The following is a 17,537-nucleotide window of genomic DNA, read 5'->3' on the forward strand; positions in this document are numbered from 1 at the left end:
CCACGATGAGTAAAACCCAGCTGGAAACCTCCATCATGAATTAGCGTTTTATTAATTTCGTTTTTCTTTCATCTATTTAAACGTGCCTCTTTAAGGTTCAACCCATATTTGCCATTGATGCTTGCGGGCAGGCATCGTCATGCGTCTTTTCGCCAGACTGAAGGAATCATTGTGTCTAACAAACCTACACAAGGGCAGATTCAGCCTGCTCGGGCTCACGACGCCCCGCAAAAACTGCAGCGAGGGCTGAGCGAACGCCATATTCAGATGATCGCGCTGGGCGGATCGATCGGTACCGGGCTGTTTATGGGCGCGGGACGCAATATTGCGGTAGCCGGAACCTCGATATTAATCATCTACCTATTGGTGGGTTTTTTTAGCTATATGGTGATGCGGGCAATGGGGGAAGTGCTGCTTAGTCGGCTCGACTATCGCTCGTTTGCCGATTTTGTCAGTGATTATCTCGGCCCCAAAGCCAGCTTCTTTCTCGGTTGGTCGTACTGGCTAAGTTGGGTGGTGACCTGCATCGCCGATGTGGTGGTATGCGGCGCGTATATGCAGTATTGGTTCCCGGAAATGTCGGCGTGGATACCCGCGTTATTTACCCTCGGTATTTTGTGTCTGTTTAACATGTTGTCGGTGAAGGCTTTTGGTGAAGCTGAATTCTGGTTTGCGCTGATCAAAGTGATCACCATCATCGCGCTGATCATCACCGGCGGATGGATGGTATTTACCGGCTGGACCTCGCCGGATGGCGTTAAAGCCTCGGTGCACAACCTCACCGATCCTGCGGTGTTCATGCCGCATGGCATCACCGGTTTTCTGGCTGGTTTTCAGATCGCGATTTTCTCTTACACCGGCATTGAGCTGCTCGGCACCATGACGGCAGAAACGCGCGATCCCGAGAAAATTTTGCCGCGCGCGATCAACTCTCTGCCGCTGCGGATTGTGATTTTCTACTTGCTCTCGATGATGGTGATCATCGCGGTGACGTCCTGGCAAGGGGTATCGCCGGATACCAGCCCGTTCGTGACGCTGTTTGCCAAAGCCGGCTTGCCTGCGGCGGCAGCGATCATTAATTTCGTCGCACTCACCTCGGCGATGTCTTCCGCCAATAGCGGCGTCTACTCCAGCACCCGCATGTTATACGGCTTATCGATCGAGAAGCATGCGCACTGGCAGTTTCGTATTCTTTCACGCACCACGCGTATCCCGCTGCGCAGCCTGCTGTTCTCCTGCTTCTGCATGCTGAGCGGCACCTTGCTGCTGTTCCTGGTGCCGAATGTGACAACACTGTTCACCATCGTTTCGACGCTGGCCGCCATTCTGGTGATCTATTGCTGGGGTATGATTCTGGTCTCTTATCTGGTGTACCGCCGGCAGCGTCCGGATCTGCATCAAAAATCCAAATTTAAGATGCCCGGCGGCAGGATGATGGCGTGGGCGACGCTGATGTTCTTCCTGTTTTCGGTAGTGATCATGATATTTGATTCCGACACGCTCGCCGCGCTAGCCGCTTCGCCGGTGTGGTTCATTGCGCTGTGGCTTTGCTGGAAGATGAAGGAGAAGCGGAAAACGGCAGTGAAGGTAGCGGCATGATTAGGCCGCTACTTCATCAACACGTTAAACTGTGGATTGAACTCGTCGAAAATCGGCAGCGCGGCGGCACCCAGCGCGGCGGTATCGCTGCCGGTCATACCGATCTTTACGCGTGTTCCGGTGAGGTAGCGACCGCGCACTGACTGATAGAGCGGCGGCAGTCGACGCATGATTTTATCCAGCAGCACCGCAGGCATCATGCCGCCGATTATCACGCTTTCGGCATCGAAGATGCATTCCAGCAGGTTAATCGCCTGACGCAGCGGCGTTAACACGCTATCGATCCATTTATCGAACAGCGCCGGATCGACTTCCAGCAAATCTTCCGGCAAAGCGGTCATCGGATCGAGCCCGCAAAACTCGTACGCCGCCTGCAGTGAAACATAGCGTTCTAAACAGCCGTGGTTGCCGCAGTAACATTCGCGTCCGCCCGGCTCCACCACCACATGCCCGACTTCGCCGGCGTTATGCGCATGGCCGCTATAGACGTGCCCATCCATGATGATGCCAGCGCCCAAACCGGTGCCGATGTAGAGATAGACAAACGAATTGAGCTGACGCGCGACGCCATGAAAGCGCTCACCAATTGCTGCCACCGTGGCATCGTTTTCCAACGTCACCGGCACGCCGCTCATCGCGGCGAGTTTGGCTTCGATATTCACCTGTTCCCAGCCGTGCAGCGTGGTCGGCCCCATTGACGAGATGCCCTCAACACCAAACGGACCGGGCATCACCACGCCAATGCCCAGCACTTTCTGCCAGCGATCGCCCAGCTGCGTTTTAATTTCGCTGAGCACGTCGGCGATGCGCGCTAATGTGGCATCCGGCTGGGGTTTTTGTACCAGAATCAGGCGGCGAAAATGAATTTCGCCGGTGAGATCCACCAGCACAATCAGCAGCGTTTGGTGATCAAGATGGATGCCGATCGAAAAGGCGCTGGCGGGATTAAGCGTCACCGGAATTGCCGGTTGCCCGCGTCCTTGTTTGCGCGGCGCACGGCTGGTGAGCAGTTCGGCCTGCTCCAGCTCTGCCACAATATTTGACACGGTTTGCGGCGTCAGCGCGGTGAGACGAGCCAGCTCGGCGCGGGTCAATTCGCCGTGCAGACGAATGGCTTCAATGATCACGCGGCGATTGTGCGCCCGTGCGTGTTCCAGATTGGTTCCCGACGTTTTCACCTTGCTCCCTTCCCTTTCGTCACCTGCGCTGCGAATAGCCGCATCAATATCTCTGATCGCACACACATTTTACAACCCTTTCGGGCAGGTGAATGGTTGAGGCGGGGATTTCGACAATTTTAATCTTTGGTGACCGTCTCAACGGTTATTTGATAAAAAGCCAACCTGCCACGGCTACCAGGCCGGTTAACAACGATGCGAAAACCGCGCCTGTTACGAATGAATGAGTTGTCGTCTGAAATAAATGATGAACGGGCATGGCTCTGTATTTGTATTTGGTTAGTCCCAGCAGTGGATGTTGCTGGTACAGCTATTTTTCCGTTTAATAGCCCACTTCATAATTTAAACATATTCATCCGGGGGGCTTGCAGGAGACAGAGTTGAAGCAAAACGCTTCTGCCGCCCCTAAGTCTTGACCGCTCCACCCTTGCAGTTCAGAGCCGTCACGCTAAATTAATGTTTTATCAGCATGTCAGTATGTTTCTATGGATAAAATCGTTGATATCTTCCTTCGCCTGCTCTACTAAGCCTCTAGATGGCAGGGTTAAAATCTGCTCACTATAACCAAACAGCATTGCATCCAACTGGCGCGCTACGCGGTGCACATCAACAATTCGGAACGACTGCTCGTCCATGCCTGTCTGTATAATGTTTGCCAGCACCTCATGCCACTCATCCAGAAAGGTTTGCATCAGACTCGCGTAAGCTTCGTCATGAGTAGAGAGTAACCATAAGGAACCATATAATTTACGGGTCGGGTCGGGGGCATCGGTAATCATCCCGTTAATAAATTCCTGCAATTTTTGCCTGGCGGATAAAGGCTGAATAATGAAACGAAATTCCTTGATTTCTGCATTGATAAAACTTGTTACTGCCGCAAGACTCAGCGACTGCCAGTCTTTAAAATAATGGTAAATATGGCTTCGTGACAGGCCCAGATACTCTGTAACATCTCGCGTTTTAACCTTATCAATACCCTTCTCTGTAAATAACTCAATAACCGCATTAAGAATTTTCTCTTTCATTAGCTCAGATTTAGCGTTCATCTCTTACCTCAGTTGACTTTGAGCAATTGCTCAAATAACATATAACATTATTGAGCACTTGCTCTATTTTAACAGAAGTACCACTCATGAACACTGAAAATATAAAGGCTATCTCCCCGACCACAAGCGCCTCCGGCACGCTGAAATCACTGGCTAACCGCTACCGCAAAAAGCTGTTCTTTACTTTTTTATTGGTCGTTGCCGAAAACGTCACTTATCTGTTGTATCCGATCCTGGCTGGCGTCTCCATAAACGCCATCATGTCCGGGCAGACGATAAATGCGATGCTCTATGGCGTATTGATCTTATTTATCTGGTGTCTGGGTGCAGCGCGCAGAAGCGTTGATACCCGCACTTTTGCCAGGATTTATGCGGCCCTGGCGGTATCCGTGATTAAGACTCAACGTAAAAATAACTTTAATCATTCAACCGTTGCAGCACGGGTTGTGTTGTCGAGAGAGTTTGTTGATTTTTTTGAACTGCACTTTCCTATGCTCATCACTTCGCTGTTTTCGATGATGGGTGCCGCAGTAATGTTGCTGATTATCGAATTCTGGGCGGGTATTGCCTGTTTGGTCATCCTGGCTTTACTGGCCTGTTTCCTGCCTGGTTTTGCCCGTAAAAATGAAGTGCTCTATAACAAACTCAATAATCGGCTGGAAAAAGAGGTTGATTTTGTTAGCAGGGCGACATCGTTATCTTTACAGCGACATTACTCCACGCTCGCCAGATTACGCATACGCCTCTCCGATCGCGAAGCAATGGGATATCTGTCAATCGGCGTGCTTGTCGCCATGCTATTTAGTCTGACCATTATCTGGATGACGCAGACAACGGGGATCAGTGCCGGGCACATTTATTCGGTCATGACCTATATGTGGATGTTCGCTACCAGCCTGGATAATGGCCCTCAACTGCTGGAGAAATACTCCCAGCTGAGTGATATCGGCCGCCGCGTCCATACGGAACAAATCTGATCCTAACGCACACTGCAAATTTTACTGCTTATTCCCGGATATTCCGATGCCGCAATTTTTTATTGAAAGGCCTGTTTTTGCATGGGTTATCGCCCTGTTTATTGTACTGGCAGGCATAATTGCCATTCCGCAGTTGCCCGTGGCGCAGTACCCCGCTGTGGCTCCTCCGAGCGTCAGCATTACGGTGACCTATCCCGGCGCCACGCCAGAAACGATGAATGAGTCGGTCATCTCGTTGATCGAGAGAGAAATCTCCAGCGTTGACGACATCCTCTACTTCGAGTCTTCAAGTGATACGTCAGGCACTGCCAGCATTACAGTGACCTTTAACCCCGGAACGGACATCAAGCTCGCTCAGGTTGATGTGCAGAACAAAATCAAGGTGGTTGAATCCCGGCTGCCTCAGACCGTACGTCAGAACGGTCTGAACGTGGAGGCGGCCAACGCGGGATTTCTGATGATCGTCGGGTTGCGCTCGCCCTCGGGTCGATTCAGCGAACAGGACCTAAGCGACTATTTTGCGCGTAACGTTTCTGAGGAACTACGTCGCGTGCCAGGCGTTGGCAAAGTACAGCTGTTCGGCGCTGAGAAAGCAATGCGCGTATGGCTGGACCCGGTCAAACTATTTAACTATAAGCTCTCGGTCAGCGACGTTACCACCGCGCTGAGCCAGCAGAACGCCCAGGTCTCGCCGGGCAGAATCGGCGATGAACCGGCGCAGCCCGGACAAGCGGTGACCTACCCGCTTAACGTACGCGGGCAGCTCAGTTCTGAGGAAGAGTTCCGCAACATTACGCTTAAGGCGCTAAGTAACGGTTCGCGCGTCCGGCTGGCTGACGTGGCGCGCGTGGAACAGGGTCTGCAGAGCTACGCGTACGCGATTCGTGAAAACGGCCATCCGGCTACTGCCGCAGCGATCCAGCTGATGCCGGGTGCCAATGCCGTCAGCACGGCAGAGGGCGTGCGTTCTCGGCTAAATGAACTCTCAACGGTGCTGCCGCAGGGCATGGCGTTCTCGGTGCCGTTTGATACCGCGCCGTTTGTGAAGCTGTCGATTGAGAAAGTCATCCACACTTTTATTGAAGCCATGGTGCTGGTATTCCTGGTGATGCTGCTATTTCTGCAGAATCTGCGCTATACCTTTATTCCGGCAATTGTCGCGCCGGTGGCGCTGCTCGGCACTTTTACTGTAATGCTGATGAGCGGGTTTTCCATTAATGTGCTGACCATGTTTGGCATGGTGCTGGCTATCGGCATCATTGTTGACGATGCGATTGTGGTAGTGGAGAGCGTTGAGCGCCTGATGGCTGAAAAAGGCCTGTCGCCAAAAGAAGCAACACGTAAGTCAATGCGCGAGATTACGCCAGCGATTATCGGTATTACGCTGGTGCTTACCGCCGTATTTATTCCCATGGGATTCGCCACCGGCTCGGTTGGCGTCATCTATCGGCAGTTCACACTTTCGATGGCTGTTTCCATTTTGGTCTCGGCTTTTCTTGCGCTGACGATGACCCCTGCACTGTGTGCTTCCCTGCTGAAGCCGATTGCGCAGCACGGCGTAGAAAAGAAAGGCTTTGCAGGCGTGTTTAACCGCCGCTTCAGTGCCCTAACGACAAGCTATGAGCGGGCATTGCACGTCACGCTGCGCCGTGGTGGCCGCGTCATGCTGATTTATGCCATGCTGAGTGCGGTGATTTTTGCTGCCTATCTGGCGCTGCCTTCATCCTTTATCCCTGAAGACGATCAGGGCTACTTTATGACGTCGATCCAGTTGCCGTCAGATGCCACACAAGAGAGAACCCGTCATGTGGTTGATCGGCTTGAAAAAGCGATCATGGAAAGGCCCGGCATTGCCAGTAATATCTCCATTTTTGGCTTTGGTTTTTCCGGATCCGGTCCGAACACCGCGATGGCCTTTACCACCCTGAAAGAATGGGGCGAACGGCAAGGCGCGACCGCTGATGGTGAAGCAAAATTTGTCCAGACGAAGATGAATGACGATCCCGCCGCCACGGTAATGAGCCTGATGCCGCCCGCGATTTCTGATATGGGGACTTCATCGGGTTTTGACCTCTACCTCGAAGATCGTGCCGGCCGCGGTTTTACAGCATTGTTGCAGACAGCCTCAGAGCTAACGGAGAAAGCCAATAACAGTGGCGTGGTCAGTGATGTCTACATTGAGGGTTTACCTGCGGGTGTAAGTGCCACTCTTGAGGTAGACAGAGAAAAAGCGCAGGCAATGGGCGTCAGCTTTGACGACATTAATCAGATGCTGTCAGTCGCGATTGGCTCAAACTACGTCAATGACTACGTAGATAACGGGCGAGTACAACAGGTTATTGTGCAGGCGGACTCCCGTTACCGTATGCAGCTGGCAGATTTACTCAAGCTTTACGTTAGGAATGCCTCGGGTGAGATGGTGCCGCTGTCGGCCTTTATCTCGACGGACTGGACCCAGTCGCCGCAGCAGCTCAGTCGTTATCAGGGCTATCCGGCGATTAAAATCACTGGCAGCGCCGCTGCTGGTTACTCCAGCGGGGCAGCGATGGCTGAAATGGACCGACTTGCCGCTTCTCTTCCAGCAGGCTATTACACTGAGTGGACTGGCACCTCGCTGCAGGAACGTAGCTCAGCGGCTCAAATGCCGCTGTTGATCGCCTTATCCGTTCTTATTGTTTTCCTGGTGCTTGCCGCGCTGTATGAGAGCTGGACAGTACCGCTTTCAGTAATACTTGTCGTTCCGCTGGGTATGGCTGGCGCTCTACTGGCGGTATTTCTCGCAGGTATGTCTAACGATGTTTTTTTCAAAGTCGGTATGATCACACTAATCGGACTTTCAACCAAAAACGCCATCCTCATTGTAGAGTTTGCGCGACAACTTTATGCGCAGGGTGAGCCGCTGCTTGAGGCAACGAAGCAAGCAGCCCGACTACGCCTGCGGCCAATTATCATGACGTCACTGGCTTTTACTCTTGGTGTGGTTCCCCTGATGATGGCAAACGGTGCCAGTAAGAGCACCCAGAATGCGATTGGCACAGGCGTGTTCGGCGGGATGCTTAGCGGTACGCTGCTGGCCATCTTCTTTGTGCCCGTATTTTTTGTGATTATCACATCGGCTGTGCAAAAGCTTAGCGGCTTGCTGAAAAGGGTAAATAAAGGCTGAATGCTAAGCCCAGGCAATCCTGAGTTGATTGCATTGCCATCCATCGACAATGTTAATAAACCCTGCTTTAAACGCGAAGACCCACTTTTCGCTCATAGGGGACGCTGTCATGCACAGCGTCCACTATGGCAGGAGCGGACATTGTTGGCATCGTGTTTATTGTTAACTGAGCAGTTCATATTGCGGTAATACCCGGCCATCGTCACTGACGAGGTATTTAGCGCCATCTCAGCGACCCATCCTTAACAGGAAGAGCCACAGAGTAAGCTTGCCTGAGGCTGTTTTCACACGGAGTCGAACGAAAAGAAATCAAACAATGCGGGGCCCAGATTAAAGAAGAGCCCCAATGTAAATGAAAATATTAAACCTGGAACGCTTCAACCATGCCTCGCAACGCATGTGCCTGAGCAGAAAGCTCTTGCGACGCAGAGGAGGACTCTTCAACCAATGCAGCATTGTTCTGCGTTACGCCATCCATTTGGCTGACGGCAATGCTGACCTGTGAAATTCCCTGCATTTGTTCAGAAGAAGCCAGAGATATCTCGTCCATCGCATCCGCAAGCTCACCTACCATGCTGACTATTTTCATGATGCTCTGCCCGGTTCCTGTCGCCACGTTCACACCACTTTCCACCTGCCCTACGGCCTGCTCAATGAGTTGTTTGATATCCCGTGCAGCAGTCGCACTTCGTTGTGCTAACGTTCTGACTTCACCGGCAACCACGGCAAATCCCCTTCCTTCTTCACCGGCGCGAGCAGCTTCAACGGCGGCATTGAGTGCAAGAATATTGGTCTGGAAGGCAATGCTTTCAATGACGGAAGTAATATCCCTCACTTTTGTCGCGCTGAGAGAAATCTCGTTCATCGTATCCGACATTTTCTGCACATCCGCCTCACCAGCTCGCGCCAGCTCTGCTGTCCCACGTGCAACTTGTGCCGTCTGCTGTGCACCTGCAGTATTACTTTTCACCGTTGCCGTGAGTTGCTCCATACTCGCGGCCGTTTCCTGAAGCGCAGCGGCCTGCTGTTCAGTACGGGATGAAAGTTCAGTGTTGCCTTTTGATATCTCATCCGCGGCTAAAGCAACGGATCCAGCCGAGTCTTTAATTTGTGATACCAGTCCACGTAGACTCTCCTGCATACGATCTAACGATGCCAGTAGGCTGTGCTTATCGTTACGGCGCAAGGTTATTGAGGTTGTCAGATTCCCCGCGGCGATGGCTGCCGCAAGTGCCTGTGCCTGGGCGGGCTCGCCGCCTAGCTGACGCATCAGTACACGTACGATTAAATAACCGGTCACCACAGAAATAATCACCGAGAGCGCCGCCATTATTAATAAAATAAACGCTGTACGTGTCGTGGATGCACTATTCTCAGCCATCGTATCCTTGCTGAGTGTCATTTCGATGTTTGTTAGCGCATCCAGCGATCCCATTAATGCCTGTTGCGCCGGTCGCGCCGTTTTCATGAGGTAAACCGTTGCTTCTTGCTGACGGTTATCGAGTCCCATCTGCCCTGCGATCATTAACGTCTCCATCGCGGCGCTCTCAGAGGCAACGACTTTTTCAAGAGCCTCCTTCCCGTGAGAGGAAACATTGAACCTCATGCTATCTACCAGCTCACGGCGCTTCTCAATATAATTTTTCTGCTGCGAGATTAATCTTTGCCATTCAGGCTGCATTTCTACGGGATCGCTCAGTAAAGCCAGGTTGCGCACGGCAATGGCCATATCTCGAGCAATTCCCCGCATATCCTGAACCAGCGTAAAGCGCTTCATCTTGTTATTGACCGTATCTTCCATCCCATCCCGCGCCTGCCATAATGCGTTCAGAGCAATCCCCGTGCACAATACGAAAAGAATAATGAGCAGACTGAAACCCGCAGCCAGACGTGTAGATATTTTCATTTATAATTCTCTTAAAGTTCAAGATGCTTTGCCGAAGAAGAGGAATTATAGACAGTGAAATTAACCCTGCCTGCGCGACAAATTAATAAGGGCTTCACTCAAATTCATCACGCACGGAAAATATAAGAACTGCTTGAGTTATCACGGATTACTTAAGTTAAATTTGGCATTTTTAAATGCTTTGGATTAATTTAACCCCGTAAATAACTCAATTTAAATTAACCTTTATTTTAGGGAAAATATTTTATATTTTTTTAGTTACATTATTTTAAAAACGAAGCGTGTTTTAAAAACACGCTTACTTCGAGAAAATTTAACTTATGTTACGCTCTTACCATTACTCAGATTGGATTGAAAAGGAAACGACAGCTTCCTGTAATACCAGAAAACGCCATAATCATACTGAAAGTCTGTCCTATTTTGTCCTCACCGTGGTAACGGCGACCGGCATGCCCTCCTCTGGCCAACTTCATCACATACTTGAAGATCATGCTAAATGGAAAAGAAGTTGAGCGCCGGAGAGAGCATGTGAAACGGGCTGGCTTAATCTCACATTGGCAGCGTATCAGGTTGGAAAAATTGATATGACCCATCACGTCGTGCTTTAGCCTGATACATCGCTGTATCGGCATTTTCAAATAACGTATTTACCGTTTTTGTCCCAAATCGTGCCAGGCTGATGCCAATCGATGCGCCGATCTTTACTTCTACGCCATTGATAGCAAAAGGACCCTTCAGGCCGTCTATGAGGCGCAGTGCAATAGCGGCTGCAGCATCATGACTACTGCACTTTGCTGCCACGACAAACTCGTCTCCTCCCTGACGTGCTAACGAGTCGCCCTGGCGCATGCAACTTTGTAGCCGTTCGCTTACCTGCTGCAGCAACATATCCCCTATTGCGTGCCCCATCGAATCGTTAACTGCTTTGAATCCATTCAGATCGATAAACAGGACAGTCGTATACGCAGGATCTTCTACGTGCGTAAGCATGGATTGCACTTTGTCGTTGATCCAGGCTCGGTTTGGCAGTCCGGTTAAGGTGTCGCGGGTCGCGAGCAGCTCAAGCATCAACATCTTTTCTTTATCACGGGTGATGTCACGCGAAACCAGCACTGCTCCGATATTTTTACCTGTAGAGGGATCGCTTACGCCGCAGGCCTTAGTGCCAAGTGTAATGTAGTGACCGTTACGATGCCTTTTACGCACCTCGACGACGTCTGGTAACTCAGCACCGTTGAAGATATTTGCCAGAACTGCCGCAGCAGGCTTTTGATCGTCGATATGCAGGAAGTCCACCACCAGCTGGCCCACTATTTCATCGGCTGACCAGCCTATCATTTCGCTATACGAAGGAGAGATCGAAACGTACCGACCATCCGCATCACAGTGGGCGATCAGATCAGTACTGTTTTCAATCAACAAACGATATTCTGTCGCCGTGCGCAGCGCGTCCTGAAGGGCTTTGCGCTGTCCGGTAACATCTAAAACGAAGCCGCTAAACTGTGTATGAGAATCACCTGGTTGGCATGCCGGCAGACCTGAAACAATCACATGGCGCATCGTTCCATCCAGACACTTGATCGGCACCTCTATATTAAATGGCGTCTTAAACTCTAATGCCGCTGTCAGCTGCATCGCGATTTTTGCATCTTCCTCTACCAGCGCAAGGCTAAGCCACTCACAAAGCGTTATGCCTTTAAGTAGGGGCAATAAGCCTTCAGGGCTTTCCTGGCTGGCAATGCAAATGCCCCGTGCATCCGTCGACCAAACGGCAGAAAGTGTGGGTTTGATCGCGATATTCATGCTGGTGATTCCGTTGTTTGCCGATGATGCTGAACACATTTATTTCTGCTGCTAAAACCCATCAGGTGCTGAAAAAGTGCCTGATTATGATAACGTCATGCTTTCCATCGCAGCACTGCCAGAGCCTGTTATGAGGCATCTTAGGGCCGCAAAAGCTGATCTCTATTTATCGGCTGATGAGTTCAGGATCTTTAGTGACCCGCATTAAACATTGCCGATCTCGACACGGCGTTTCGCTTCGTGCTTTTTATCGAGCAGGTATTATCCAGCGACATCTGATGCTCATGCCATACGCGTGGGCGCGACTGAAAATGCATAGGCAATATTCACCGCTCCGTCTTCAGTCGGGCAATTATAGGTGAGTATTGAGTCATCATACTTTGCTTTCTTCTCAACGCTCTCAGAGCTGTAAACACATGACCTGCTTCGTGGTTAAAGTGGATCGTGCAGTGTGCATGTCGGCTTCTCGCCAACAGCGGACATAACAGCATGCCGCTATTAAGTCACTTGAAGGGGCAAAATTTGATTCTGGCCTCGATTTTTACCTATCAAAAAATTAGGTTGCCTATCGATGCACCGCCATCAACATATAAGGTTTGTCCTGTTATAAAGGCCGCATCCTCCGACATCAGAAAGGCAATTGTTGCAGCGATCTCAACCGGTTGCCCAAACCGTTTCATAGGTACACCCGCAAGATAGCGCGCCTCACCCTCACTTCCTGGCGGATTGTTTGCCCTGAAAAGTTCGGTTTCAGTAGGACCGGGCGCCACGGCGTTCACGGTAATTCCGGTCTGAGCGAGTTCCAGAGCCCAGTTACGGGTGAAACTAATCAAGGCCGCTTTAGCTGCGGCATACGCGGTCCGCTCAACGCTGCCCAGCACGGTAAGACTGGAAATATTGACGATCCTTCCCCAGCCCCGATCCTTCATTCCAGCCAGAATAGCCTGAGTTCCCTGTATCGCCGGGAAGAGATTGACGCGCATCACATCGTCAAACTGGGTTAAATCGATTTCACCAAGGCGCTGTGGCTTTACCAGCCCGACGTTGTTTACTATCCCGTCAAAGACGAATTGCTGACTCAAGGATTCAAAGGTCTGGCGGGTTTGCTCAACGTCTGCCAGATCTGCGTTGATTAAGGTACCGGGAAAGTGTGGGTTAGCGCCTCGCGCCAGTCCAACCACCTGATGCCCCGCACCGGCAAGCCGATGGGACAGTGCCAGCCCGATGCCCTTACTGGCACCGGTAATCAGAAATGTTTTCTTCATCATTTACTCCAGTTATTGATCTCAGGGACAGAGCGCCGGAACAGGGTTAAAAACCATCTCTCAGATATTCTAAAGTGCAGCGCCTCAAACTGAGGCGAGCGCGTTAACGCGTTCAATCGCGCGCTTGACGGCAGGGCGTGCCGCCATCTGTTCAAACCATAGTGTAACATTCGGTGCGTTTTCAAGGCTTACGCCAGCAAACTCGCGACGCCACAACCAGCCAAAGTGCGCGATATCGGCAATCGAAAATGCCTCTCCAGCGACAAACTCATGATCGGCAAGGATGCTATCCAGCACTTTTACTGTACGGTCGGCTTCTGATGAAAAACGTTGCATTGCCAGCGGTTGCGGCCCAGCTGCCTGACGTAGAAAGAATCCGGCCTGACCAAAAGCAGGCCCCAGTCCAGAAGCATGAAAAAATAACTGCTCAAATACGCGCGCTCTTTCCAGGCCAGCGGCAGGCAAAAGTATTCCGTTCTTTTCGGCAAGATAAACCAGATTAGCGGCGGATTCGGTCAGCACCCGCTTCCCGAAACCGGCATCCGTATCGACAAGCACCGGGACTTTGCCGTGAGGATTAAGGGTGATGAATTCAGCCGATTTCTGCTCTCCTTTACGCACATTCACAGCGTGTAAAATATAATCAAGACCGAGTTCTTCCAGCGCAATCGGCACTTTGATGCTGTTAGGCGTAGCAAATGCATAGATATCTATCATGATCCTTTCCTGGTTAAAATTACCGCCGGGCCATTCCCGAGGTGCTGTGCAAGATATTGGCTGGCACGTCACGGGAATAGTAGTTATCCTGCCGGGATAACAACTATTCTTCAGGGGAATGAGATGGATCGCTTTCAGGCTATGGCCACGTTTATTCGCGTAGTGGATACAGGGTCTTTTTCAGCTGCGGCCAGACAGCTCAACATCGGTCAACCTGCCGTATCGAAAATTGTGGCTCAGCTAGAAGCCCGCTTACACACCAGTTTGTTGACCCGTTCAACCCATGGCCTGACACCAACCGAGGCAGGCCAGCGATTTTACGAGCGGGCGCGTCTCGCCTTGCAGGAAGCAGACGAGGCTGAACTGGCCGCCAGAGGCGCGGGAAAAGGGCTGTCCGGAAAATTACGCATTTCAGCAGCCACCACGTTTGCGAGGCTGCATGTCATTCCTCAGCTTCCACGTTTTCTTGAGGAACACCCCGAATTGGATGTGGACGTCATTCTTGATGACCGGGTGATTGACCTGATTGCCGAAGGTGTTGACGTGTCGTTAAGGATGGGAAACCTGCCCGACTCTACTGCCGTAGCCCGTAAACTGGCGACAAGTCCACGATCCGTTATCGCCACGCCAGACTATCTTGCCAGCAAAGGGGAGCCCAGCACGCCAGCCGAACTGGCAGAACATGATGCCGTTCTTTATAACCCTCGGCCAAGCCTGTGGTCATTTACCCGCGAGGACGCGGTTATTCCCATTTCTTTGAGAGGGCGCATTCGAGTCAGTGCCGCCGAAGGTCAGCGCGCTGCCGTGCTCAGTCATATGGGATTGTGCATTGCTTCTGACTGGATGTTTGCAGGGGAACTTAAAAGCGGCGCGGTCAGAAAAGTGCTAACGGCATGGCAGCTGCCATCCATCGATTTGTGGGCCGTGTTCCCTAATGGCCGTCTGGCAAGCGCCAAAGCACGACAGTTCGCCGGCTTTGTTGAAACCATCATGGCGGAAAAATAGCTACAGCTATTCCTTATGGGAATAGCTGTTATCTAATCATGAGGCGATCCCTTTTTAATGGGAATGGAATAGTGTTGTTTCACGGCCAGCCACTCCGGGCTGGAAACAACAAGGATCGCCTCCATGACAACGTTTGACTCTTATCGTAATGCCTTTGCCAATGCCCGCCTGACGCGCAAACCCAATGGCGTACTGGAAGTCCAGTTCCACACAGCCGGTGAAAAGCTGGTTTTTGATGGCCACACCCACGAACAGTTTGTTTCCCTTTTTCACGCCATCGGCGAAGACCGTGAAAACCGCGCTGTGATCCTAACCGGCTCAGGTGATGCCTTTATGGACGCCATCAGCCCGGAAGGGTTCGATTTCTTCAGTCCGCTCGGTTTCGACAAAATCCTGCGTGAAGGCAAAAAGGTGCTCAGCAACATTCTGGATATCGAAGTCCCGATGATCACCGCGTTAAATGGCCCGGTGCTGCTTCACAGCGAATATGCCTTGCTGACCGATATCGTACTGGCAACTCCAGAGACGGTTTTCCAGGATAAACCCCATTTCGAATTCGGTATTGTTCCCGGCGATGGCGTTCACATTTTGTGGCCAGAAGTCATCGGCTCAATCCGCGGTCGTTACTTCCTGCTTACCCGTCAGGTGCTTGATGCGCAGACGGCGAAAGAGTGGGGGGTAGTGAACGAAATTGTTCCCGCAGATAACCTCCTTGCTCGTGCACATGAAATTGCTGATGGTATTGCCGCCCTTCCGCCGCTGACCTCGCGTTATACCCGTATTGCACTGACTCAACGCCTGAAACGACTGTTAGAAGAAGGCATTGGTTATGGTCTGGCCCTTGAGGGAATAAGCGCGGCCCAGGTTGTACACACCATGGCTCAGCAACAGGCCTGATGGCTAGCCACCACCGATAAAGTAAACCACTGAACTTGATAATGACCATAACGAGGAACTCCCTGTGAACAGGAGCTCTTCCTCATTGCGAGGGGAATATTATGAAGACGTTACTGTTACCTGTTTCTGCTGGAAAATTACAGCTGAGTCACCGCGTGGTGATGGCGCCCACCACGCGCATGCGAACCGTAAAGGGCGGTATCCCGGGCGAATTAATGATTGAATACTATCGCCAGCGTGCAAGTCAGGGAGGACTACTTATCGCTGAAGCAACAGCTGTGTCTCCCTTTGCTAACGCTTATGAAGATGCTCCGGGTATTTTTACTGATGAACAACAGTCGGGCTGGCAACGATTAGTCGAGGCGGTACATGCTCGTGGCAGTCAAATCGTACTTCAGCTTTGGCATCCGGGCCGCCAGTCGCTGCCTGAATTGTCAGCAGGCCGCCAACCCATCGCCCCTTCTGCGCTGATCGCCAGAGATACCTATGGCGTGGTTAAAAATCCCCAGGGCGCGTATGAGGGCAAACTTTTTCCTGAGCCCCGTGCATTAGAAACGAGTGAGATAAAAGGTCTTATGGATGAGCTGCGACAGGCCGCCCTTCGAGCCAAAGCCGCTGGATTTGATGGTGTCGAGTTGCATGCAGCCAATGGCTATTTACCTGAACAGTTTCTGCTGGATGGCAGCAATCAGCGCACTGATAACTACGGTGGCAGCCTTGAAAACCGTGCGCGTTTTTTGCTGGAGTCAGTGGAAACACTCAATGCTGTGTGGGGGCCGGGACGCGTTGCCTTACGTATTTCTCCGAGCGGTATCTATGGCGATATGCATGACAGTAATCCCACGGCGACTTTCCGCTATCTGGTCGAGCAATTGAACCCGTTAGAGCTGGCCTATTTGCACATTATTGAACCCCGTATCGTCGGTCCAGATGACAGGGAGTCAGGACATTATTCCGAACCGGTCGCAAGCCGAGATTTGCGTGCTTTTTATCAGGGAACCATTATTGCGGCAGGCGGTTTCAAGCCGGATGATGCAGAAAGTATGCTGCAACAGGGTGACGCTGATCTAATCGCCTTTGGTCGCCTTTTCACTTCAAACCCCGACTTGCCAGAGCGTATTCGCCATGCATTCCCATTGACCGCATTTAACCGCGACACCTTCTTTGGCGGGGACGCGCGAGGTTATACCGATTTTCCTGCTTATTCCCCTTTACCGCTGTAAAGGGTGGTTTGATTGCATCGACCACATGTGCTTTAGAACCATAGAAAATTTAGTCATTATTGATGATCCGGTACGCCAAACTAATACCGGATCATTTGTAATTTAAAATCGACATCAACTTTTTAAAGCTGAGACGTCCGCTTTTCGCTCATAACGGACGTTGTGCAGGCCCATGTCCGCTATGAGCGAAAAGCAGACTTCAGTGCTTTGGACAAACCCATAATGCAACTAAGGATCATTTATGTTAAAAAAATGTTTCTTGGTAGTTATGTCTGAAACCTAATGGAACAGAAATGAGAACGCAGAAGCGATGCATGGGATATGTGGCCATAGTCGTTGATGACTATGATCGGGCAATTGAGTATTACACGGAAACGCTGGGGTTTACTCTCGTTGAAGATACACCTCAGCAGGGTAAACGTTGGGTCGTAATCACACCTAACCCGGAAAGCGATTGCAATCTTCTACTGGCACGCGCTTCAAATGAGAGGCAGGAAGATTTTATAGGCAATCAATGTGGTGGAAGGGTATTCCTTTTTCTGCAAACTGATGACTTTTGGCGCGACTACAACTCCATGAAATTAAAAGGCGTTACATTCTCCCAAGAGCCTCGCGAAGAGGAGTACGGAACAGTAGTTGTATTTGAGGACCTGTACGGCAACCGCTGGGATCTTTACCAGAACAAGCAAAATTAAAACTCCCTAACGGTTGAGTCATTACGACGTTTCCGCCCCCAAAATAATGTCCGCTTTTCGCTG

General features: G+C 51.2%; 13 protein-coding genes. 7 read left to right on the top strand and 6 right to left on the bottom strand.

Going from position 1 to position 17,537, the window contains the following annotated elements:
• Positions 1-171: 171 nt before the first annotated feature.
• On the top strand, positions 172-1,599 hold the full coding sequence (locus PO881_RS20780) for an amino acid permease (protein ID WP_277975105.1): 1,428 nt from the start codon (positions 172-174) through the stop codon (positions 1,597-1,599).
• Between the two features lie 8 nt (positions 1,600-1,607).
• On the opposite strand, the gene PO881_RS20785 is transcribed toward PO881_RS20780, so the two are convergent.
• Together PO881_RS20785 and PO881_RS20790 are read right to left on the bottom strand one after the other, a co-directional pair.
• On the bottom strand, positions 1,608-2,777 hold the full coding sequence (locus PO881_RS20785) for an ROK family transcriptional regulator (protein ID WP_277975106.1): 1,170 nt from the start codon (positions 2,775-2,777) through the stop codon (positions 1,608-1,610).
• A 464-nt stretch (positions 2,778-3,241) separates the two neighbouring features.
• Positions 3,242-3,823: a TetR/AcrR family transcriptional regulator gene (locus tag PO881_RS20790; protein WP_280173233.1), complete on the bottom strand. Its 582-nt coding sequence runs from the start codon at positions 3,821-3,823 to the stop codon at positions 3,242-3,244.
• Positions 3,824-3,909: 86 nt separating this feature from the next.
• Between PO881_RS20790 and PO881_RS20795 the strand changes: the two genes are divergently transcribed.
• Positions 3,910-4,800, top strand: a complete 891-nt coding sequence (locus PO881_RS20795) for an ABC transporter six-transmembrane domain-containing protein (protein ID WP_110866708.1) — start codon at positions 3,910-3,912, stop codon at positions 4,798-4,800.
• 46 nt (positions 4,801-4,846) lie between these two features.
• Entirely contained in the window at positions 4,847-7,963 is a 3,117-nt protein-coding gene (locus tag PO881_RS20800; RefSeq protein ID WP_280173234.1) for a multidrug efflux RND transporter permease subunit, read from the top strand.
• 361 nt (positions 7,964-8,324) lie between these two features.
• Here the strand turns inward: PO881_RS20800 and PO881_RS20805 are convergent, their stop codons facing one another.
• From PO881_RS20805 to PO881_RS20820, 4 genes are all read right to left on the bottom strand, one after another.
• On the bottom strand, positions 8,325-9,869 hold the full coding sequence (locus PO881_RS20805; protein WP_280173235.1) for a methyl-accepting chemotaxis protein: 1,545 nt from the start codon (positions 9,867-9,869) through the stop codon (positions 8,325-8,327).
• Positions 9,870-10,418: 549 nt separating this feature from the next.
• Entirely contained in the window at positions 10,419-11,672 is a 1,254-nt protein-coding gene (locus tag PO881_RS20810; protein WP_280173236.1) for a sensor domain-containing diguanylate cyclase, read from the bottom strand.
• A 548-nt stretch (positions 11,673-12,220) separates the two neighbouring features.
• Positions 12,221-12,940 carry an SDR family oxidoreductase gene (locus PO881_RS20815; RefSeq protein ID WP_280173237.1) on the bottom strand — a complete coding sequence of 240 codons (720 nt, stop codon included), beginning with the start codon at positions 12,938-12,940 and terminating at the stop codon, positions 12,221-12,223.
• 81 nt (positions 12,941-13,021) lie between these two features.
• On the bottom strand, positions 13,022-13,654 hold the full coding sequence (locus PO881_RS20820) for a glutathione S-transferase family protein (RefSeq protein ID WP_280173238.1): 633 nt from the start codon (positions 13,652-13,654) through the stop codon (positions 13,022-13,024).
• Positions 13,655-13,777: 123 nt separating this feature from the next.
• Here PO881_RS20820 and PO881_RS20825 point away from each other — a divergent pair, with 123 nt between their 5' ends.
• The 4 genes from PO881_RS20825 to PO881_RS20840 all read left to right on the top strand — a co-directional run bounded on the left by PO881_RS20825 (position 13,778) and on the right by PO881_RS20840 (position 17,474).
• Positions 13,778-14,659 carry a LysR family transcriptional regulator gene (locus tag PO881_RS20825; RefSeq protein WP_280173239.1) on the top strand — a complete coding sequence of 294 codons (882 nt, stop codon included), beginning with the start codon at positions 13,778-13,780 and terminating at the stop codon, positions 14,657-14,659.
• A 123-nt stretch (positions 14,660-14,782) separates the two neighbouring features.
• Positions 14,783-15,556 carry an enoyl-CoA hydratase/isomerase family protein gene (locus PO881_RS20830; RefSeq protein ID WP_110866701.1) on the top strand — a complete coding sequence of 258 codons (774 nt, stop codon included), beginning with the start codon at positions 14,783-14,785 and terminating at the stop codon, positions 15,554-15,556.
• Positions 15,557-15,657: 101 nt separating this feature from the next.
• Positions 15,658-16,779: an alkene reductase gene (locus PO881_RS20835; protein WP_280173240.1), complete on the top strand. Its 1,122-nt coding sequence runs from the start codon at positions 15,658-15,660 to the stop codon at positions 16,777-16,779.
• 293 nt (positions 16,780-17,072) lie between these two features.
• On the top strand, positions 17,073-17,474 hold the full coding sequence (locus tag PO881_RS20840) for a VOC family protein (RefSeq protein WP_280173241.1): 402 nt from the start codon (positions 17,073-17,075) through the stop codon (positions 17,472-17,474).
• Positions 17,475-17,537: the final 63 nt, after the last annotated feature.

The sequence above is a fragment of the Pantoea sp. SS70 genome (assembly GCF_029866845.1).
Classification (GTDB): domain Bacteria; phylum Pseudomonadota; class Gammaproteobacteria; order Enterobacterales; family Enterobacteriaceae; genus Pantoea; species Pantoea leporis.